Source organism: Pararhizobium sp. IMCC21322 (assembly GCF_030758295.1).
Taxonomy (GTDB): domain Bacteria; phylum Pseudomonadota; class Alphaproteobacteria; order Rhizobiales.
In genome coordinates this window covers 883,018-904,306 of the sequence record NZ_CP132335.1, presented here as the reverse complement: position 1 = coordinate 904,306, position 21,289 = coordinate 883,018, and the positions used below count along the sequence as shown (strand labels likewise).

Below are 21,289 nucleotides of genomic sequence, written 5' to 3'. Positions count from 1 at the left end.
GTTGCATTGGCGGTCTTTGAGGCACTGACTTTTTGCCACACTGAATCTGATTTGCTTAATTATCAAACCAAATTCACCAACTAGAGCTTCTCCTGCTCTAATCCAACTACGTCTTCAAATTTTCCGCCGCTCGAGCGTTTGAGTGCGTCGACCCGAATTGGTTCGAGAATAATTTCCGGATGGATAAGTTCAGTAGCGCGACGCGCGACGGTTTTCGGGTCGAAATCGATGCTGTTGCCATTGGCAACAAATTGTAATTCGAAGAGATTATGTGTTCGCTGTATCAGGCGGGATTGCTCAGCATGCACCATCGAGCCCAGTTCAGCTAATACGGTGCCGGATAGCCATCGTTTTTCTCCATCCGGCAAGGTCACCATATTACGTCGCCTGCCCACAATTGACGTTAATACAGGTAGCGACCGACCACACTGACAAGGCCCCATCCCGAGCTGGGCATAATCGCCAATATCATAGCGAATAAAGGGCGTGGCATAGTTGAACAGGCTGGTCAGAATTACCCGCCCACTTTCACCAGGGGCCACGTGTCGCCCATTTTCATCCAGCACTTCAAACAGAACATTGGATAAGCACACGTGATAATTTTCAGATTGGTCACACTGGATTGCCAATTTCCCTATTTCCTGACAACCATATGAGTCTATCACCCTCGCGCCGAAAGCCTCGTTGCAAAGCTGCCTGATTTCCGGCGTCAGAACTTCACCAATGGTGAGGATAGCATCAAAACGTAACGTGCTTTTGTGTTTTAAGGCTTCCAACGCAAGCTCACGTATCATGGTTGGATAGGTCGTGAGATATGGCGCTTTCACAAGCGCCAGCCAAGCGAGTTGATCCTTCACTGGTGTACTGACCGAGAGCCTAAATCGGGTTGCGTTGGGTGATGATGGGCTCCAACCTTGCGGGCCCCGACCACCGGGAAAGTCGTAGCCGACGCCTCCAAAACTCTTGATCTCCGCAAGTGGTGCATCAAGATCAAGACCGTGCCATCGATACATGCGCTCCGCTGCTGCACGTGTCGACACTGTTGCGACCAGGTTCCACGTGATGTCGAGCGGGACTCCACTGGAGCCAGACGTGCGGGAAGCATAAGTCTGATTGCCATCCCGAAGTTCGAATGCACGCCGACTGAGTCGATGCTCTTGGGCTTCTTGGCGAGTCAACAATGGAACATCGGTCCATGCTTCAGGATTAAATCCGCCGCCTTCAAACAAGCAATTCAGCCGACTGCGATAGAAGCCTGTATGTTGCCAGGCGTGGTGCAACACCTGTTCCAGTTGTTTGGCTTGCGTATTTGCGACTTTGACAGGCGATGCGCGCTCCATATGCTCCAATGCCCGAGAGATGTTCTCTGTCGGATTTTCAATGGAATTTGTTTGGGCATCAGTTTCGGCATTGTTTCTTTCGGTCAGTACCCGTTCTACATGGCGCAGCAAGGCTTTGCAGCCATCAAGATTGGCATTCTCCTTGAATTGATGAAATGCAACTATGTTTGCAGAACTGTTGACCTCCAGGATCCAATGGTTTTTGCTTGTTGCGGGTTGCCTTGGGTTTTTTACGATCATATCCATCGCACCGACTGTCAGACCATCAATCGCTTTGAAAGCTTTTCGGGCGTTTTCCAGATAGGATGGATGGATATCAGAGGCAACAGCCGCTCTTGCCCCCAATGATATATGTGAAGTAGCTCCAAATATCAGCTTCTCACCTGTGGGGAGGCAATCTGCCAAATCAATTCCCCGATGCGCCAAATTCCCCACCATAGCACGCGTAACAATTGCCGGTTTGCGCTGACTTGTACCGCGGTTGGTATTGCGTTGTTCGATCAAGCTTATGACACTTGATTTCCCGTCCCCAATAACAGCAGGACGAGCTTGATATTGAGCGGTGCAGATATCTGGTTTCATGTAGAATAAACGCACCACTTCACCATCAACATTGCGTTCTACAATAACTTCCCCAAACGCGCTCGCTACCTCTCGGAAGGCCTTTGCAACTTCTGCGCTGGTTGTAAGGCCAGTGCTGACCAATCGTCCCCGCGAACCAGACAACGGCTTTACACAAATTGGGTAGCCGAGATCATCTGCATAGATCAGTGCTTCAGCCAATTGGCTTGATGCAAACTGTCGTCCTTCCGGACCCGACAGTCCAACCGTCTCAAGTATTTCTCTTGTGGCTTGCTTATTGACCGTAATTTTCACTGCGTCGTCGTTAATATGGCTGGTGTTGCCATTTTGATCGACTATGCGAATAGCGCCGTTCCGGAACTGGACAGGTGTGGAAGCGACTTCAATCTGAAGTGTACGCCGAGACCCTCCCGCTGAGTCGGAGTTCACCATACGAGTATTCATCCCCAATTCTCGAGATGCCAGAATGAGGTCCAAGACGTCCATGTCATACCGTTCAACACCCCGATCGCGCTTTGCAAGTGTTGGGTCTGTCATGCCTTCGGGCTGCATGTCTGCCAACATGCGAACAAGTGCCGCAGAAAACTTGATTTCCTGTCCATCAGCCGTCCAGCAAGTTTGGCCAAAGTCAACTCTCGGATGAACTGCAGAAACTTGAAAATTGAATGAATTGGCAGGCTCATCAGGGCTCAGCAACCGGATATCAACTGCCCCGTATTTCAGTGTCGGGAAAGCTCCAAGAACACGGCTAGCTTCCCTGAAGTATGATGGGTGCGGCTCACATTTGCCTGCAAAAAATACAGATCTGTTCGGTATGTGCTCTGGGGACTCGCCAGTAAGAGGAATTTGCGGGTCCAAGACTTCCTTTACCCCGATCACTTGCTCCACAGTGAAAAAGAACCGAAACGTCCGACCTGTCGGGATGCTTTCAATTGATATTGTATCGCAAATAGTAGCCAACATCCCAACTACATTCTCAAAGCTACCTGCGGTATCCACGCAGAGCCAAGCCGATCCAAGCTCACGGTCATCTGGCGCTATAAGGAGAGGCGATTGAATGTTTCGAGCATAGGCGAACACTGCATCGAGAACAGAGGAGCGAAGAGCACGGCCGTTGGCTACCGGCACATCGATCATGCCAAGCGCAACCCTTGTTGCAGATCGGCTCATCACAGTCTCAGCAGCATATCCGTTTAACAGATGACCGGTACGCTTTGAATAAATCGGAGATTCCTCGTAAATGAGACCGCCACGCACAGCAAATCCACGAAACTCTGTTTCAATACGACCAAAAATTGCCTCAACGTTATCTGTTGTTAACTCAATTTCGGAAGTTTTCAGACCAGCGCGTGCGGCCTCCTCCAGCAAAAGAGTGGAGCCTTCATCGAGCTCTACCAAAGGGCATCTCCTTTTTGAAACACCTATATATTTACCTCAGCTGGCAAACAATACCAGCCACGATATTTTTTGACTCTGCTGGAATTTATTACTCATTTTTCAATCTGATTTGTCGGCAGTCGAGGTTGCAGGGAATGACTGCGGCTTCAGCTAAGCAAGATAGTGGACCAGTAATTTGTTGGCCGTGATTTTGCAGTGAAACTCATCGGTTATTTGTTCGCAAAAATTGAGTAGCACAACAAATCTGACGAGTTGTATTCCAAACATAAACTTCCATAAAAAAAGCCTCCCGACACGCATGCCGGGAGGCCGTGGTCTGTTTGCCTTTCAACGATCAGGCGAAAGCTGGTTCGCTGACGATCGAGTAGCGGATGTTACATTGTGAACGGTCCTGCTCGGACATGTTGCGCCACAATTGCTCTGCTTTCTTGCGGCATTCCATCGGTCCGACAACCTGTTCGGTTCCTTCGACAACCTGGCTGAAATCCGTTGAGGTGAATTCGCCTCCAACAATCCAGAAACGTGAATTTTGCATGGGCACTATCCTTTCAGGGTTCAGCTTCAAGCTGCTTTGGTGAATTGGGCGGTCTCGGTGGATTCGCCCATGGCTGTGGTTGATGATTGGCCGCCGGCAATGGCAACGCTGACCGCGTCGAAATAACCGGTGCCGACTTCGCGCTGATGGCGGGTGGCTGTGTAGCCGTCTGCTTCGGACGCAAATTCGGCCTGTTGCAGTTCGGAATAGGCTGCCATGCCGCGATCCTTGTAGCCACGGGCCAGTTCGAACATGCCGTGGTTCAATTGATGGAAGCCAGCCAGCGTAACAAACTGGAACTTGTAGCCCATGGCCCCCAATTCGCGCTGGTAAATGGCGATGGTTTCCTTATCCAGATTGGCTTCCCAGTTGAAGGATGGCGAGCAATTATAGGCCATCATCTTGCCGGGGAATTCTTTCTGGATGGCTTCTGCAAAACGCCGGGCATCGTCCAGATTTGGCTTGGATGTTTCCCACCAGATCAGATCAGCATGACGGGCAAAGGCCAGTCCGCGTTTGATGCAATGTTCAACACCCGTGCCTTCCTTGAGGCGGAAGAAGCCTTCCGGGGTGCGCTCACCTGTCAGGAATTCATGATCCCGCTCATCCACATCCGATGTGATCAACCGGGCAGACTCTGCATCTGTACGCGCCACTACCAAAGTTGATGTTCCGCAGGTATCTGCGGCCAGACGGGCTGCATCCAGATTGCGGATATGGGCTTGTGTCGGGATCAGAACCTTGCCGCCCAGATGACCGCATTTCTTTTCAGATGCCAGTTGATCTTCAAAGTGAACGCCAGCAACGCCTGCTTCAATATAGGCTTTCATGATTTCAAAACAGTTCAACGGGCCACCGAAACCGGCTTCCGCGTCGGCCACGATTGGGACGAACCAATCCCGCTCCGCGCCGCCTTCACTGTGCTCGATCTGATCGGCACGTTGCAAAGTGCGGTTGATCTTGCGTGCCAGCTCGGGACCGGAGTTTGCAGGATAGAGACTTTGATCAGGATACATGGCCCCGGCCACATTGGCGTCTGCTGCCACCTGCCAGCCAGACAGATAAATGGCTTTGAGGCCCGCACGCGCCATCTGCATGGCCTGATTGCCGGACATGGCACCAAGTGCGTTGACATAATCTTCTGATTTCAGCAGGTCCCACAATTTCCGGGCACCCTTGTCAGCCAGGGTGTGCTCGATTTTCACCGATCCGCGCAACCGCGCCACATCGTCAGCGCTATAAGGACGCTCGATATACTGAAACCGATCTTCAGTCGTGTTCGGAACCAAAGTGCTGAATGTGTTCTGTGACATTGTTCTCATTCCTTAAGTCAACATGCCGCCTTCAAAGCGGTCTCGGGGCTTCTATTGCGCCGCAAAAAAATGAAACTTTTGCGACACGGCAGAAAGTGAAATTGTTCCAGTCAGACGTTTGATTCAATCATTTGCAGATATTTACAAAAACTTTTCAAATCAAACTGTGAAAGGCAATAATTTCGCTTTCTTGCGTTCAAGCTTTCATTTTTGAAATTTAATTACAAGAATTAAACGTAATTCCAGCCTTAGAATGATGTCAGCGTGTAAATTTATCTTTGTAAGTTTTGTAAATTTGTAAATATTGTAAATTTCTGGTCGATTATTCTGGACATTTTGCACCGCACAGTTTTCAGTGTGTGCAATGCACATGAAGAGGACTTGACGTGGTCGACACAGTTGAAAAAAAGCTTTTCATAGGACCGCGCTTGCGGCGGTTGCGGCGTGACTTCGGACTGACACAGGCGCGCATGGCCGAAGAACTGGATATCTCGGCCAGCTATCTCAACCTGATTGAGCGCGGGCAGCGACCGGCAACGGCCCAGTTTCTGATCAAGCTGGCAGGCACGTATGATGTGGACATTCGTGCTCTTGCCTCGGACACCGAGCATCAGGCGCTTGGCGAATTACGCGAGATTTTTTCAGACCCGGTGTTTGCCGGTGGCGGTGGTCAGGTGCCACAGCAGGAATTGCGAGATCTGACGGAACACAGCCCGAGTGTCGCAGACGCTGTGTTGCGGCTGTATCAGGCCTATAGTGGCGCAAAATTATCCGGTGACCGGCTGGCAGGCGCCGTAGGCGCTGGAGCTGATGGCCATGCTCATGCCAGCGCGTCCGCTTTGCACAGTCCAATGGATCAGATTCGCGACATGATCCGCGATGCCAATAATTACTATCCGGAACTGGATCAGGTGGCCGAGGATCTGTATGCGCGGTTTCGCCAGGAGGATGACGAGATTTACGCGCCCATGCGCCGACATTTGCGGGAGGCGCGCAGCATTGATGTGCGTGTCATGCCGGAAGATGTCATGCGCGGTGAATTGCGGCGCTTTGACCGCCACCGTAAACGCCTGATGCTATCAGAACTGATGGAGCCCGCCGGACGCGCCTTTCAGGTTGCCTATCATCTGGCCTTTACGGAAGCTGGAAAAATCATTGACGATCTGGTGGACCGGGCGAATTTGGAAGACCCTGTGACCAAACGTCTGGCTCGCGTCGCTTTCGGCAATTACTTTGCCGGTGCTTTGATGATGCCCTATGCGCGGTTTCTGGACGCAGCCGAAACGCTTGGGTATGACATCGACATTTTATGCCAGCGTTTTGGGGCAAGCTACGAACAGGTGGCCCATCGTCTGACCACATTGCAGCGGCAAACAGCGCGGGGCATTCCGTTCTTCTTCATACGCCTTGATAATGCAGGCAATATTTCGAAGCGGTTTTCATCGGGAAAATTTCATTTTTCAAAATTTGGCGGCACCTGCCCGCTCTGGAATGTCCATTCCACATTCAGCGCGCCTGGAAAAATTCTGACCCAGATTGTCGAGATGCCGGACGGGGTGCAATATTTCAGCCTGGCCCGCACCGTGCGGCGTGCAATTACACCGTTTTCGGAACCCGAGCCGCAATTGGCCATCGGCCTTGGCTGCGAATTGCGTTACGCGCACAGACTTGTTTATGCGAAGGGGCAAAATCTTGACACGCCCAATCCCACACCAATCGGCATTAACTGCCAATTATGCGAAAGGCCGGATTGCCGTCAACGGGCAGCACCGCCTTTGACAAAAACGCTGGAAGTGGATGAGCATCGCCGGGGCATTTCGCCCTTCGGCTTTGTTGATGAGACAGCGTAAGACAGGTTTTGGTGCTTGCAACCCTGCAAACGCAGTGGAGCAGACCCTTGTGGGAGGGGCTGCCCCAGCATTTAGACGGCTTGATTATCCGCCGGTAAGGACCTGATATTCGGCCTCATCAAGCATGCCATCACCATTTGCGTCGGCAGCTACCAGCTGATCATCGGGAACATCCGGCAGAAGCGTTTTGATTTCGTCCATGGACAGCATACCATCACCATCGGTATCAACCGTTGCAAATTCGACCCCTTGGGCCATCGCCACGGTAGATGCACCTGCAAACAAAGTTGCAAACAGGGTGGATTTGAGTTTCATCGCATTTGTCATGGTCAGTCTCCATTGTTGGAATGTTCTGATTGAACAAGACAGAGACTGACAGGCTGCTGTGTTCGCAATTTTGTGATTCAGTGACAACCCAGAGGTCATTTTGTGAATGAACTGTGAGTGACAGATCGCAACATTGTGTGACATAGAGCGTCAAACATTGTGCAAGCGGAACCAGTACTTCATGTCATATGATTTTGATCGCGTCATTAACCAGCGCAATACCCATTCGCTGAAATGGGATGCTATGGACAGCAGGCTTGGGCTCAGTCACCCGGACATGTTGCCGATGTGGGTTGCCGACATGGACTTTGCAGCGCCGCCAGAAGTTGCGGACATGTTGCGCCTTATCGCTGACAGGGGCGTCTTCGGCTATTTTGGTGATGACCGGGATTACAAGCGGGCTGTCTGCGACTGGATGGCAACGCGGCATCAGTTTGACGTTGACCCGGACTGGATTACGACAAGCCACGGGGTTGTGGCCGCTATCGGGTCTGCCTTGCACAGCTTCAGCCAGCCTGGTGACGGCGTTGTGATCTTCTCTCCGGTCTATCATGTCTTTGGCAACACCATTCGCGCTGCGGGCCGGCAGGTGATCGAAAGTCCGCTGAGCCTTGTTCAGGGCCGCTATGAGATGGATCTGGATGGCCTGGCCACACAAATTGATACCAAGACGAAACTGGTCATTCTATGTTCACCGCACAATCCGGGCGGGCGTGTCTGGTCCCGGCAGGAACTGGTTGATCTGTGTAAATTCTGCGAGGCCCATGATCTTCTGCTGATCTCTGATGAGATTCACCTTGATCTGGTGTTTGAGGGCAATCGCCATTGCGTTACGGCCAACGCCTATCCGGACATTGCGGACCGGCTGATCACGCTGACCGCTGCCAGCAAAACCTTCAATCTTGCCGCCGCGATGACAGGCAATGTCATGATCTCCAACGCGCAACTGCGCGAGGCATTCATGACCACAGTAAAGGGAACGGGGTCATACAGCCCAAACCGGGTTGGAATTGAAATGGTAACTTCAGCCTATACACATGGCGCACCCTGGCTGGAGGCTCTGCTGCCATATCTGGAAGCCAATCGTGACCGGTTTGATGAAGCAGTGTCCCGCATAATTCCAGGCGTGCGGCCGATGAAGCTGGAAGCGACCTATCTGGCCTGGTGCGATTTTTCCGAAACCGGCTATTCCGCAGACGAAGTCATCCACCGGGTACAGGATGTTGCGCGCATTGCAGTCAACAAAGGCCCCATCTTTGGCATTGGCGGCGATCATTGGATACGGTTCAACATTGCCTGCCCGCGTGCCACTTTGGACGACGCAATCAGCCGGTTGGAAACAGCTTTTCAGGTTTAGACAGCCTGTTTACGCAGCCGGAGGCGCGGCTGCCAGATCCAGCCCCAGCAAGGGAGCCAACATGGGATTGGGCTCTACCAGATCGGCAATCGTGTAGCCGCCAAGCACCGCGAAAAAAGCGTTGAGCGCTTCGCGAAGGGCACCATTCAGTGTGCAACTGCCAATCAGCGGACAATCAGAGCCTTCATCTTCGAAGCATTCAGCCATGGCAAAATTGTCTTCAGTGGTTTTCACAACATCAAGCAGTGAAATCGTGTTGGCGGGAACTGCAAGGCGAATGCCACCATTGCGCCCACGAACGGTTTCCATGAAACTTGCCTGGACCAATGGCTGCAAGATTTTAAAGAGAAACAGATCGGAAACGCCATAGGCATTCGCAATGGTCGCAACACGGCTGAGCTGGCCGTCATTTGCCGCGCAATACATGAGCATGCGGATGGCATAATTCGTCTGGCGTGTCAGCCGCATGTCGTCACTCCGTTAAATCAGGACCGGGTAGAAACCAGTCTAGAACTATTCTAAGAAACATGAGTAAATAATTCAAGTTTTTTGTTTCAGGTTGTTGACGCTCAAGCATTCCTCCAATAAACATGACTTATGCAGTCAAGTTTAAATTTGAACACGAGAGTGAAAATTCATATGAGCCACAATATACGTCGCCGCAAGACAGTTTTTGGAGCTGCACTTCTGACACTCAGCCTGATGGCCAGCACCAGTGCTGTTTTGGCAAAGGGTGAGGTCAATCTGTATTCCTCCCGCCACTATGACACTGATGAACGGCTTTATTCTGATTTTGAAGAGCAAACCGGCATCACAATCAACCGGATTGAAGGCAATGCTGACGAGTTGATTGCACGCATGGAAGCTGAAGGGGCCAACAGCCCTGCCGATGTCTTGCTGACCGTTGATATTTCCCGTGTCGTCCGCGCAGAAGAAAAAGGCCTTTTGTCCAGTGTGGACAGTGCCGTTCTTAATGCGCGCTTGCCGCAGCATCTGCGCCATCCAGATGGCCTTTGGTTTGGATTTTCACAACGATCACGTATTTTCTTCTACGACAAGGAGCGTGTTGAAACACCGCCTGCAACCTATGCCGATCTGGCCAAGCCGGACTATAAGGGCATGATCTGCGCCCGCTCCAGCACCAACACCTATCAGATTTCGCTGCTGTCTTCGATCATCGCTCATAATGGCGAAGAAGCTGCAACAAGCTGGGCGAAAGCCGTGCGCGAAAACATGGCACGCGCGCCTCAGGGTGGCGATACTGACCAGTTGCGCGGCATCGCATCAGGCGAATGTGGCATTGCCATTTCCAACACCTATTACTTCGCCCGCGCCATCCGCACAGATGTAAAGGGCCTGTCGGCTTCAATCGATAAAATCGGCTGGGTCTTCCCGGATCAGTCCGGCAATGGCGCTCACATGAATATCTCTGCAGGTGCCGTTGCAGCCAACGCGCCACATCGTGAAAACGCTATCAAATTCCTGGAATATCTGACCAGTGATGCCGCCCAGCAATATTTCTCCGCTGGCAATGACGAATACCCGGCCGTCTCAGGTGTGGCGCTCAGCCCGTCAGTGGCAAAGCTGGGACTGTTCCGTCAGGATGCAATCAACCTGTCCACCGTTGCCAATAATGCAGCGAAAGCGACAGAAATTTTCAACGCGGTTGGCTGGGAATAATTTCGCAGGTTCTGAGGTTTCATACCGAGCCCCGGCTGCACAAGCAGTCGGGGCTTTTTTTGAGGCAATCTTGGTCAGATTCCTTTCTTGACAATCGTTGGTCCGCACACAGACATCCGCGCTTGCCGACACCCCGTATCTGATTGGCCCTATCTGATTGGTCGCGCTTGTGCCGTGGCTGATCTTGCAATGTATCGGTTGATCTGTACCCTTCTCCACCATGTTCGTTACTCTTTCCCCCGATCCGCAGCTTGCCCCGATGGTCGCCACATATTGGTTCATCGAGGATATTCAAGGAGAGTTTGCAGGAAAGAATATCCACACAAGCCCAATTCCCCTCGCTGTACTTTCGGTGAACATCGGTCGGCCTAACACAAGCGAAGACGGCTCTCTTATCCCGCGCGCTTCCCTGCTTGGGCAGCAATCGCGGGCGCGTTTGTGGCGATCCTGCCCCGGCACTTATTTTGTCATGGTGATGTTGACGATCCCTGGTCTCGTTCGGCTGTTTCCAAATACAGGCCCGGAATCCACAGACAGGATTCTGGACCTTGGCGCGATAGCTGGAGATGCTCTCGCCGGATCGCTATCAAGGGGAGTGAGCGCTGCATTCGAGCCTGGACGGATTGCAAAGCTGCTGGATCATTGGCTGATCGCCAGACTGGCCTCGTCAGAACCGGTCTCAGAGCTTCGTCGCGTCAGCGCCGCGCGCACTATTCTGCGATGCAATGGATCCGTTTCTGATGCTGCTGAGGCGGCGAGCGTCAACCGGCGTCAACTGCATCGTTGGTTTCTGCGTCATACCGCATCGGTCCAAAAGAATTGGCTGATCTGGAACGGCTCCAAACAGTTTACGAAGCAGTCAATTGAAACGAGGTGACCCCGGCCTTGGTTTCAGTGATCAGGTGCACAAGATCCGAAGTTGGCGGCGCAGACTGGGAACCACGCCCGGCATATACGAAAAAAAGGGGCCATCTTCGGTTGCTGACCACTTTAAAGCAGACGCATCACGTGCCGAACCAGCCTTCTATCTTTGACACATCGAAAACGTCACATTCGTTCAATACCAGACGCTTCCAGAATGCCATGATCGGGAAAAGCCCAGCAGGAGAACCAGTTCATGAAAGAAGAGAATATTTGCGAGCCACAGGAACAGAAAATCGATTACTTCGATGGTGACACCACCTTTGAAGGCTATGTCGTTGTTCCGGACACAAATGCTGCAAGCCGGGCCTGCGTGGTGCTTACACATGACTGGAGCGGGTTGACCGCCCCAACCAAACGTCTTGCAACGCGTTACGCAGCTCTAGGCACTGTTGCGAGATGTCTCTACCAGGTCAATGTCAGTCGAGAAGCCCTGAGGTTGTAAAGAACTCATCGACCATCCCTTGGTGAGCCAAAAGACTTGGGGTCATGTCCGGGCGTTCGCTGAAGCGAATGAGCTGGGCAATGCGACCGTGCGGTTCTCTTTTTCGGCCCAGCCGACATACCAGTCAAAGGGCTGGCCCTTCAGCAGCTTGCCATCATCTCCAAACGGCAGTCCTGCACCCATTTTTTCGGTCGCACGTTGCGAGAACCAGACGACTGAATCCCGCATCCAGGTCTCAGGTGTGGTGGACTGACTCCATTTCGGATTCCAGTCGGCATAGCCTTCCTGAAACGGCCATTCCGGTTGATCCGATGCGGTGAAAATTCCGCTGTCAAATGCCATGAGGCTGATCGCTATCTTGAAAGTCGATGCAGAGGATATACGCTGGTTGCAGCTTCCATCCCCTATCAGTGTTTCATTGGTTTCAACATCGACTGCAAGGGTGCAAACGACATGCTGTTCCGCAGCCGCAGGAAGCGGGAGTGTCATCAAAGCAGCTCCCACGAGACACAAAAATTTGCCCATTACTTTTTTCCTTTTCGGTTGGGGCGTGTTTATCGCCGTCACCGAAATTTAGTCAAAGTCATCTTCCGACTGTTTTCGTTTCAAAATGGAATGATGCAGGGCAATCCTGTGCTCATCGAGCTGGGTCTGTGCCGATCCGAGGCAGTTGTTTCCTAAAAAGACCCCGGGCAGCCTGAAACGGTCGGGTTTGAAGCAGGTGTCTACGCTGCCAGAAGCTGCTATGAGATTCGTACCGATTTGAGTCCAATCAACGGCACTCACCGACGTGGACCCCTTTGCGCTTCGGTTGGCTTGGTCCGGCCACTCACAATTTTACGACTACTTGCAGGAACGTCTGATGGGATCGAAAGCATACAGCGTCAAAGACAGCCACGCATTTGTTGAGACATTCACGCTGCCGTCCTATCGGACCGGGCCGCTGGACGGCATGACTTTCGCTGTCAAAGATAACATCGAAATTGCCGGAACGCGCACTTCATACGGAAGTAAATCCTGGCAGGACACCCACCCGGACGCAGTTCATAACGCCCTGTGCGTTGAGCAATTGTTAGGGGCGGGAGCAAGCTGCATCGGCAAGACTGTGGCAGACGAATTCACTTACAGCCTGACCGGGGAAAATCCGTTTTTCGGAACGCCGCTGAACCCCGGAGCGCCTGATCACGTACCCGGCGGATCGTCCAGCGGGTCCGCGTCTGCTGTGGCTTGCGGGATTTGCGATTTTGCCATCGGAACGGATTCGGCCGGGTCGATCAGGGTTCCGGCCAGCTTCTGTGGCATCTGGGGCATGCGGCCGACACTGCATCGTATTTCCGAGGCTGGAATTCTTCCCTTCATGCCCAGTGTCAGCACCGTGGGCGCGTTTGCAAATACAATTGACGTTCTGGGAAAAGTGATGCGTGTTCTGCTGCGAAGCCGCCCAAAACCGTTCGGCGGCATCAACAATATCTTTCTGCTGGAAGATGCATTCTCTGTTGCCGACCCTGCGGTTAGAGCAGCCATCGAGAACAGCATTTGCAACTTGTCCTGCGCACACGGGGTGACAGTTTCAAAGGTCAGCGCCAACGACATATTTGGCAGTGACTACGATCTGATTGCAGCGAACGAACGCGCGCTCAGAATTCTGCAAACAGCCGAGTTTGCCAGCACTGTTGGCAGCTGGATCGACACAGTGGAGGCTGACGTCAGCCCGGGCTTTGCATTGGCTTATCAGAACGTGCAGCATCAGGATCGCAGCACCGTGAATGAAGCGCTTGATCTGTGCGAATATCTGTTTGCCAGAATCCTGGACTTCATGGGTCCAGATGATCTGATTTGCACACCAACAACACCTTCGCCAGCGCCACTCAAAGCATCGATGACCAGCGCTGTGCAGTTCCAGAATTTCTACGACCGGACAATGGCCCTCACATCCTTTGCCGGAGTGGGACGAGCGCCTGAAATATCGATACCGGCTGCAAGTGTAGACGGGCTCCCCGTCGGCGTGTCACTGATTGCCAGGCATTATGAAGATGAGTTCCTGCTGGAGGCCGCCAAGGTCCTGTTCGCCCCAGATTGCGAGCGCCAACCAGACTGACATGCAAATCAATCGAAATATCCAGATTTCACGACATCGGCTGTTTCCGTGTGTCCGGGCACAACAGCTGCAAAGCCCTCAATGATCTGATTTCGCATCTCTTCGAGTCCCTTCATCTCTGGAGAGTGAAGGAAGCTCAATGCGGCTTCAAAACTTTCAAGCTGGTAGATAACCATATGAGAATAGGTTTTACCTGTGAGCGCCTTGACGGGGCTTGCGACAATCACGTCAGCGCCATATTTTTCGGCGATCGGAAGGGTTAGAGGACCCAGTTCATCCACGCGTGAGCGGTCAATTATGTTGTAGTGGTGGATAACGAAACCAGACAATGCGCAAATTTCCCAAAATATGATTAAACCAGAGGTTGAAACGCAACCGCACCGCTATCTGGATTAGCTCTAAATACCTGCAAAGCAGTGTATGGCGAACCTATGCATTTGCATCACCCGATATCACAATAGCTCACCACCCGACACGTCCAACCCAAGTCGCCCAAGCCGCCGGTTTACTGCCATTTAGGTGATGTCTGCATCCTGAAAAAAGCGTTTCATAGTGGCTCAACAGGACTGCGATAAATTCGACAAATGGGGGCATGGGGCCTGACTTTAGCCTCCGAAGCGTTGCTATCTGGGGCGTTTCGGTTAATAAACCTGCCACACACAAAACACATTCATTAATATCGGCGATTTATCGACCGAGGGAGAAATAATGCCTATAAAACCACCTATCACAGATTTACCAATTCGCGTCTCGAACTCCGGATTCTATCGTGGCTTCACCAAGGATGTGACCATCAGTGCCAAAATACTGGTCGGTGCATTGATCCTTTGGGCGATTGCTTTCCCGGATCAGGCAGCTGCAGTTCTAGGTTCGGTAAACACAGTCCTCCTGGCAACTTTCAACTATTGGTATGTCTATTCCATGGCGTTTTTCGTCGTGCTTTGTTTTGCGCTGGCACTATGGCCTGCGGCAGGGAGGCTGCGACTGGGTCTGGACGATGACAGGCCGGAGTTTTCCAATTTCTCCTGGTTTTCAATGATGTTCGGAGCCGGAATCGGTATTGGCATGCTGACTTTTGCAACGGCTGAGCCGATGTATCACTTTGCCAAGAACCCATCGACCATTATGGGTCTGACGGAAGGCAGCACTGCGGGAAACGTACGTGACGCCTACATCTGGTCATTCACCCATTGGGGACTTGCTGCCTGGGCAGCCTATGCCATCGTAGGCTTGGCACTTGGTTATTTCTCTTACCGTCGCGGCCTGCCATTGACGATCCGCTCTGCACTCACGCCAATCTTTGGCAAAAAGCTGTCAGGACCGATTGGCCATACGGTTGATGTGGTTGCGGTTGTGGCCACCGTGTTGGGCGTATCGCAGACGCTGGGCTTCGGGGTTGAACAATTCATCTCCGGATTGTCCCGGATCGGCGTTGGCGACTGGCTTTACGCAACAGCGGCAGATGGTACCAGATCTTCATCGACCCTCGGTATCATAGTGGCGTTGATCGTTATTATGGGTGCCTCAACTTTGTCGGCAATGTCCGGCGTTGGCAAGGGAATCAAATGGCTCTCCAACATCAATATGGGCCTCAGTTTCTTCATATTGGCCTTCTTCCTGCTGTTCGGTTCCACCTTCTTTGGAATGCAAACTCTTTTTGTCGGCATCTGGGACTACCTGATGTCAATCCCGGGTAACATCCTGACCGTCTGGGCGAAAGACGGCACGGAAACCGGTGATGCCCTGGCTGGCTGGCAAGGTGGTTGGACCATCTTCTATTGGGCCTGGTGGATTGCCTTTGCACCCTTCGTGGGCGTCTTCCTGGCGCGAATTTCCAAAGGTCGGACAATTCGCGAATACGTTCTGGGCGCGCTGATCATCCCTGCGATCATGTGCTTTGTCTGGTTCGCTCTGGTTGGCGGAACTGCCATCGATCTGGAGCTTTCTGGCGTAGCCCAGGGCGCTATTGTTGACGCCGGTCAGGCTGACCAGTTGTTCGCAATGTTGGCGGTGATGCTTGGCGAAACCATGTCATATTTGATGTCAATTATTGTCGTCATCTTGTTGCTGACTTACCTCGTTACGTCGGCTGATAGCGCGGTTCTGATCATCAATACGATCAATGCTGCCGGCGATGAAGGTCCTAAAGCACGCCCACATATCCTGTTCTGGGGTGCAGCTTTGGCTTTCGTGGTCGGAGGTCTGATTATCGCCGGTGGCCTGGGCGCGATTCAAACAGCCATGGTGATTGGCGCTCTGCCATTCAGCTTCGTTATGGTCCTGATGGGTCTTTCACTCATCAAAGCGATCTACCATGATGGACAGCGGGCAAAACATGGATTGCCAACAACCCATATAGAAACAGCACCCGCCGAATAAGGTGCCTTTCTGAATTACCTGCGTCGCAAAGCAGTTCAGTTTTGCGACGCAGCCTACCTCGTCAAGCGCGAACCCATATATCTCATGCCGTCATAGTTCGTGAGAGAGACACTCCAGGCACCAAAACTTCATGATGCTTCAAGCAATGATTGGCTGCGGTCGCAGACAACTCAATTGCACAAAACTCCCCAATTGCCTGCCAGGCAGAACTGCCAACAAACATCAGCAACATGCGACGTCAAGAAACGGCGGCCAGCACAGCTTTGTTAATCAACGCGGCTATGTAACGGTTGCGCCAAGGGCGGGGCTGCGCGACGGGCGAGCACTGTCTTTTGCAATTGCGCGGCACAGCAGAAGCACCGGCACAAGGCCAAGTCCGACGATCACCAGAGACGGGACTGCCGCCTGTTCCAGCCGTTCATCCGATGCCAGACGATAGGCCTGTACGGCCAGTGTATCGAAGTTAAACGGGCGCATGATCAAGGTTGCCGGCAATTCCTTCATCACATCTACAAAGACAATCAGCAATGCCGTCAACAGGCTGCCGGATATTAGCGGTATGTGAATGCTCTTCAGCATGCCGGCCTCGGTGCGCCCAAGAGACCGGGCTGCATCGTCGAGGCTGGGCTTGATGTTGGCAAGACCGGCATCAACTGACCCCAGTGCTGCCGCCATAAAGCGCACGAGATAGGCGACAATCAGCAAGCCGATTGAGCCGGTGAACAACAGGCCGGTCGATATACCAAACTGACTGCGGAAAAAAGCGTCCAGCCAATTGTCGAACCCGGCAAAGGGTACCAGCAAACCCACCGCAATCACCCCGCCTGGAATAGCGTAGCCAATGCCCGCCAGAACCTTGGCGCTGCTGGCAGCAACACCGGGTGACATGCGTGCGCAATAGGAAATCAGCAAGGCACCCAGGACGGTGGCCAAAGCTGCCAGACTTGCAAGCGTAATGGAATTGCCCATGAAGCCAAGATAACGGGAGGTCAGAAGGCTTTGGCCAGAGCCATGGGCCATCACCAGCAGCATGACCGCCGGAACCACAAAGCCGAGCAGAACCGGGAAAGCACAAAACAGGACAGCTCCCAGGGCACGGCCGCCGGTCAGGCGTTGCGGCAACATGCCTTCATTCTTCTTGCCAGCAGGAAAACGCTGGGCCGCGCCCCGTTCCATACGTTCAATAACGGCAAGCAGCAGGGCGGCTCCCAGCAAGCAAAGCGCCAGTTGCGTCGCCATACCCCGGTCTCCCATGGAGAACCAGGCACGGTAGATGCCGGTGGCGAAGGTTTGAACATTGAAATGCGCCACGGTGCCAAAATCGGCAATGGTTTCCATAAGAGCCAGTGTAATGCCAGCGGCAATGGCCGGGCGGGCCATAGGCAGGCTGACCGACCGAAACGCCCCCCAGGGGGTGCGGCCCAGCATGCGGGCGGCCTGATAGGCACTGGCGGATTGCTGCAAAAAGGCCGTACGCGCCAGAAGATAGACGTAAGGATACAGCACGAATGTGAGCATGGCTGCAGCGCCACCCAGAGATCTGATTTCCGGAAACCAGTAATCTCGTGGACCCAAATCAAACGTCGCGCGCAAAGCAGACTGAACCGGGCCTGGATGGTCCAGCAAATTGGTGTAGGCGTAGGCCAGCACATAGGCTGGAAAGGCCAGCGGCATGGCCAGAGCAAATTCGAAGAAGCGTTGACCGGGAAAGCGGCAGTTTGTGACCAGCCAAGCGCTGCCTGTGCCAAGAATCGCCGTGCCCAATGCTACCCAGAATACCAGCTGAACTGTATTCCAGATGTAACCGGGAAGAACCGTGTCTATCAACGCTGCCCAGCGGCTGCCATCTGCGCCAATTGCTGTGATAATCACAGCTATAATGGGAAGCAGACAGAGGGCGGCAAAACTCCATGCTGCCAGACGCAAAGACTTAGTCCTTCAAAACAGGTCTGCTACCATCCGACGGGTTGCCAGCAGAAATTGACCGGGCATTGTTAACAGTGTTGGGTGGTTTTAGACACTTTGCCCCATGCGCACAATATGCAGCTGGTGAGTTGTCAGCCAGGAACCAGCCATTTGTCATAGTCAGAGACCAGCAAATGCTTTGGCGCGACGTCTTCATCAATTTTGGAAAACCGACCAATTTTTTCGGCAAAGATATTATCGGTCATGTCGTCATTGACGGTGGAAACCTCGCCAATCAGAACATCGCCGCCATCGCCCCAGAAACTGTGCCAATTGCCCTGCAGCAGGGTGACGCTTTCACCCGGTGACAGACGCAACACCTCGCCTGCTTTCTGGGTGCGTGGAATGCCATCGCAATAAACGGTGACATCGGTATCATTATCAACGTCACCATTTTCCAGAGAATTGAACAGTTTCAACGCCAAAGTCGCACCACCGCGATTGATGATGTCTTCGGCCTTGACCACATGGCGGTGCGTGGGGGACAGCTGGTCCTGACGCGAAATCATGATTTTCTCGGCATAACACATGCCACCGCCGCGCTTCAGGTGCTCCTGATCACCATTGCGCAGGGTGAACAGAAACAGGCCCATCTCGTCGAATTTCCCCGCGCCGTAATCGGTAATGTCCCAACCGAGACGTGCGTCGATAATGGCCTCTATGTCATTGCGACGCGCCCGCATTTCTTCTGGCGTGAAATAGGCAAAAGGTGGCAACAGGAATCCGAAGGACCGGATGAAATCATCTGCTTCTTCCATGATGTGGTTGACAGTTGAACGTTTCATGTTGGTCCTCAATTCGTTTTGCTTGCTGCCGCAGACAGCACATTTCGGTCTACAAAATACCGATGGGACATCGGCAGTGTCGCAGCCCCCAGACTGCGGGCTTCGTGGCCAATGGATCCGGCCAGAACATCCGGGCGTGCAAGGCCCTGCGTATTCAGGGTTTCCAGCACAGAGGCGGTTTTCTCCACCAAGGCGCTGCGCACATCCTGCGGGAATGCGCCATCAATAATAATGGCCTGAAAATCGATGACCGAGCAACAGGCCAACGCAGCCTGGGCCAGATAATTTGCACTGTCCTCAATCCATTGATCCAGAACCGGCCCGAATGTCGTCCATGCATTGGGAGAGACCCATATGGGTGACGGGTCGATGCCTTGCTGCGTGAGCGCAAATTCCAGACTGGCCAGTGACACCTTGTCGAGCAATTGTCCACTTCCGTGTCGTCCAACAATTATGGGCAGAGAGCCGAGCGCTCCGGCATTGCCAGTGGGTCCGGAATAGACTGCATAGTCAACCACAATGCCACCGCCGATAAAATAGCCGATAAAGAAATAGGCAAAATTACTCAACTCCGGCGCATTTCGCTGCGCCAGTTCTGCGCGGCAGGCCGTTGTTGCATCATTTTGAACATGGACCGGAAGCTCTGTCAGCTCTGCTATTCTGCCAGCCACATCAATTTGCTTCCAGTCAGCAAGACCAGCCTCAGCAGAACCACCCTGCCCCACTGCCTGCGCCCAGTTCCACAGCTCAAAAGGCATAGCCACACCGATACCGCAAATTCTGTGGTGCAGATCAGCAGGCACAACGTCCAGTATGTCAGGCAACTCCGATTGCAGGAAATCCAGTATGGCATCTGGAAGCGGATAGGCGTAGGCCCTGCTGGCAGAGGCCCGGATCGCACCGGAAAAATCCATCAATACCAGCTCGGATGTGCGCCGGCCGATTTTCAATCCAATCGAGAACGCGCCATCAGGATTCAATGAGGCAGCAGACAAAAGCTGATCGGCTGCGCCGCGCGGCGGTTCCCGCAGCAGCAGGGCGTCCTTTTCAAGATCATCCAGAACGCGGGAAACAGTCTGCAGCGGCAATCCACTGTGTTGGACGATGTCGGTCTCCTGCAGCGCGCCGAGCTGCTTGAGGAGGCTCATCACCAAGCGCTCATCATGGGTCCGCATTGCGACCGCATTTGTACTGATACTATCACTGCCTGTGAGAGGAAGGGTCACACCCTGTACTCCATATTTGTGCCAACTCCCGACCATTCATATAGGAACGAGTTATGACGGGTATTTGGGTACAGCGCCTAATTAAGTCAATTTAATCTGATAATAGATTTGAGAATTGACGGGTTGCCCTCAATCAGAGCGAATTTTCGATGGCCGCCTTGTCAGGGATGCTGGGCTGGGCACCAAAAACCGTACAGGCCAGGCTGCCCGCAACGGATGCACGTGACAAGGCATCTTCGACTGAACATCCCTGATCCAGCGCTGCTGCAAATGCTCCCGTGAAGGTGTCACCTGCTGCGGTCGTGTCCTTGACGTCAACCGACAGCGCTTTGCCGTGGTGGTTGCCGGCCGGTCCAAAACTGAAGGCACCCTTGTTGCCCAATGTCACAATCACATTGTTTCCGGTCTGCTGTGCCAAGGCTTCGGCAGCCTTCACAGAATCAAACCCTGCTGAAATACCGGCCCCAAAGGCCACAATCAATGCCTCGGTCTCGTTCACGACCAGCCAGTCAATCTCGGCCAGTTCTTCATTGGACAGCTTGTAGGCCGGAGCCACATTGTGAATGATCTTCAGGCCAAGCTCTCGCGCCTTCAAATGGGCCAGATGGGTTTCTTTTTCCGGCACCTCATTCTGGGTGAGCAGATAGCCATCGACCTGCCTCAATACGTTTAACTGTGAAGCATCCGCTTTGGCATTCGCACCGCTGGCAACAGCAATCGCGTTTTCGCCATTCTCATCAACCGTGATATTGGCAATGCCGGTTGGCGCATCCACCTTCATGATCTGGGATAAATCCACACCATCACGCTTCAGATTTTCCAGTGCCAGATCGGCGAAAGCATCTTTGCCAACAGCTCCTACCATCAACGTTTCACTGCCAGCCCGGCGCGCCGCCAAAGCCTGATTGGCACCTTTGCCACCTGGAATAAGCTGATAGGATTCGCCTTTGACAGTCTCACCAGGACCTGGAATGCGAGCTGTACGGGTGACAATGTCCAGATTGATGGATCCAAATACAATAATCACGAAATCACCCAGCCCATTTCAACCTGCGAGCGAAGTGTCATGTGCAGGCAACAAAAGTCAA

18 protein-coding genes are annotated in these 21,289 nt (G+C 53.0%); 7 read left to right on the top strand and 11 right to left on the bottom strand.

The window, feature by feature from the left end:
- Positions 1 to 80 precede the first annotated feature (80 nt).
- The 3 genes from RAL91_RS04510 to aceA all read right to left on the bottom strand — a co-directional run bounded on the left by RAL91_RS04510 (position 81) and on the right by aceA (position 5,168).
- On the bottom strand, positions 81 to 3,320 hold the full coding sequence (locus RAL91_RS04510; RefSeq protein ID WP_306260112.1) for a hypothetical protein: 3,240 nt from the start codon (positions 3,318 to 3,320) through the stop codon (positions 81 to 83).
- Between the two features lie 334 nt (positions 3,321 to 3,654).
- Positions 3,655 to 3,855, bottom strand: a complete 201-nt coding sequence (locus RAL91_RS04505) for a hypothetical protein (protein ID WP_306260110.1) — start codon at positions 3,853 to 3,855, stop codon at positions 3,655 to 3,657.
- A gap of 26 nt (positions 3,856 to 3,881) precedes the next feature.
- On the bottom strand, positions 3,882 to 5,168 hold the full coding sequence (gene aceA, locus RAL91_RS04500; protein WP_306260109.1) for an isocitrate lyase: 1,287 nt from the start codon (positions 5,166 to 5,168) through the stop codon (positions 3,882 to 3,884).
- A gap of 386 nt (positions 5,169 to 5,554) precedes the next feature.
- Between aceA and RAL91_RS04495 the strand changes: the two genes are divergently transcribed.
- Complete coding sequence (locus RAL91_RS04495; protein WP_306260107.1) at positions 5,555 to 7,018, top strand: short-chain fatty acyl-CoA regulator family protein; 1,464 nt, start codon at positions 5,555 to 5,557, stop codon at positions 7,016 to 7,018.
- 84 nt (positions 7,019 to 7,102) lie between these two features.
- Here RAL91_RS04495 and RAL91_RS04490 read toward each other — a convergent pair whose 3' ends face one another.
- Positions 7,103 to 7,345 carry a hypothetical protein gene (locus tag RAL91_RS04490; RefSeq protein WP_306260105.1) on the bottom strand — a complete coding sequence of 81 codons (243 nt, stop codon included), beginning with the start codon at positions 7,343 to 7,345 and terminating at the stop codon, positions 7,103 to 7,105.
- Between the two features lie 181 nt (positions 7,346 to 7,526).
- On the opposite strand from RAL91_RS04490, the gene RAL91_RS04485 reads away from it, so the two are divergent.
- Positions 7,527 to 8,702 carry a MalY/PatB family protein gene (locus tag RAL91_RS04485; RefSeq protein WP_306260103.1) on the top strand — a complete coding sequence of 392 codons (1,176 nt, stop codon included), beginning with the start codon at positions 7,527 to 7,529 and terminating at the stop codon, positions 8,700 to 8,702.
- 9 nt (positions 8,703 to 8,711) lie between these two features.
- Here RAL91_RS04485 and rirA read toward each other — a convergent pair whose 3' ends face one another.
- Entirely contained in the window at positions 8,712 to 9,170 is a 459-nt protein-coding gene (rirA, locus tag RAL91_RS04480) for an iron-responsive transcriptional regulator RirA (protein WP_306260101.1), read from the bottom strand.
- A gap of 171 nt (positions 9,171 to 9,341) precedes the next feature.
- Between rirA and RAL91_RS04475 the strand changes: the two genes are divergently transcribed.
- From RAL91_RS04475 to RAL91_RS04465, 3 genes are all read left to right on the top strand, one after another.
- A complete protein-coding gene (locus RAL91_RS04475; RefSeq protein ID WP_306260100.1) occupies positions 9,342 to 10,382 on the top strand; it encodes an extracellular solute-binding protein in 1,041 nt (346 codons plus the stop codon).
- A 220-nt stretch (positions 10,383 to 10,602) separates the two neighbouring features.
- Positions 10,603 to 11,259: a hypothetical protein gene (locus RAL91_RS04470; protein WP_306260099.1), complete on the top strand. Its 657-nt coding sequence runs from the start codon at positions 10,603 to 10,605 to the stop codon at positions 11,257 to 11,259.
- Positions 11,260 to 11,499: 240 nt separating this feature from the next.
- Positions 11,500 to 11,748, top strand: a complete 249-nt coding sequence (locus RAL91_RS04465) for a hypothetical protein (protein WP_306260097.1) — start codon at positions 11,500 to 11,502, stop codon at positions 11,746 to 11,748.
- 42 nt (positions 11,749 to 11,790) lie between these two features.
- Here RAL91_RS04465 and RAL91_RS04460 read toward each other — a convergent pair whose 3' ends face one another.
- Complete coding sequence (locus RAL91_RS04460; RefSeq protein ID WP_306260095.1) at positions 11,791 to 12,237, bottom strand: penicillin-binding transpeptidase domain-containing protein; 447 nt, start codon at positions 12,235 to 12,237, stop codon at positions 11,791 to 11,793.
- Between the two features lie 373 nt (positions 12,238 to 12,610).
- Here RAL91_RS04460 and RAL91_RS04455 point away from each other — a divergent pair, with 373 nt between their 5' ends.
- Positions 12,611 to 13,846, top strand: a complete 1,236-nt coding sequence (locus tag RAL91_RS04455) for an amidase family protein (RefSeq protein WP_306260092.1) — start codon at positions 12,611 to 12,613, stop codon at positions 13,844 to 13,846.
- 8 nt (positions 13,847 to 13,854) lie between these two features.
- Here the strand turns inward: RAL91_RS04455 and RAL91_RS04450 are convergent, their stop codons facing one another.
- Positions 13,855 to 14,175: a DUF1330 domain-containing protein gene (locus RAL91_RS04450; RefSeq protein WP_306260090.1), complete on the bottom strand. Its 321-nt coding sequence runs from the start codon at positions 14,173 to 14,175 to the stop codon at positions 13,855 to 13,857.
- A 379-nt stretch (positions 14,176 to 14,554) separates the two neighbouring features.
- On the opposite strand from RAL91_RS04450, the gene RAL91_RS04445 reads away from it, so the two are divergent.
- Positions 14,555 to 16,225: a BCCT family transporter gene (locus RAL91_RS04445; RefSeq protein WP_306260089.1), complete on the top strand. Its 1,671-nt coding sequence runs from the start codon at positions 14,555 to 14,557 to the stop codon at positions 16,223 to 16,225.
- Positions 16,226 to 16,504: 279 nt separating this feature from the next.
- Here the strand turns inward: RAL91_RS04445 and RAL91_RS04440 are convergent, their stop codons facing one another.
- From RAL91_RS04440 to RAL91_RS04425, 4 genes are all read right to left on the bottom strand, one after another.
- Entirely contained in the window at positions 16,505 to 18,151 is a 1,647-nt protein-coding gene (locus RAL91_RS04440; RefSeq protein WP_306260087.1) for an iron ABC transporter permease, read from the bottom strand.
- Between the two features lie 131 nt (positions 18,152 to 18,282).
- A complete protein-coding gene (locus RAL91_RS04435; RefSeq protein ID WP_306260085.1) occupies positions 18,283 to 18,975 on the bottom strand; it encodes a D-lyxose/D-mannose family sugar isomerase in 693 nt (230 codons plus the stop codon).
- An 8-nt stretch (positions 18,976 to 18,983) separates the two neighbouring features.
- Positions 18,984 to 20,201, bottom strand: a complete 1,218-nt coding sequence (locus tag RAL91_RS04430) for an ROK family transcriptional regulator (RefSeq protein WP_306260083.1) — start codon at positions 20,199 to 20,201, stop codon at positions 18,984 to 18,986.
- A gap of 133 nt (positions 20,202 to 20,334) precedes the next feature.
- Positions 20,335 to 21,228, bottom strand: coding sequence for a ribokinase (locus RAL91_RS04425; protein ID WP_306260081.1), 894 nt, complete (start codon positions 21,226 to 21,228; stop codon positions 20,335 to 20,337).
- Between the last annotated feature and the right edge of the window lie 61 nt (positions 21,229 to 21,289).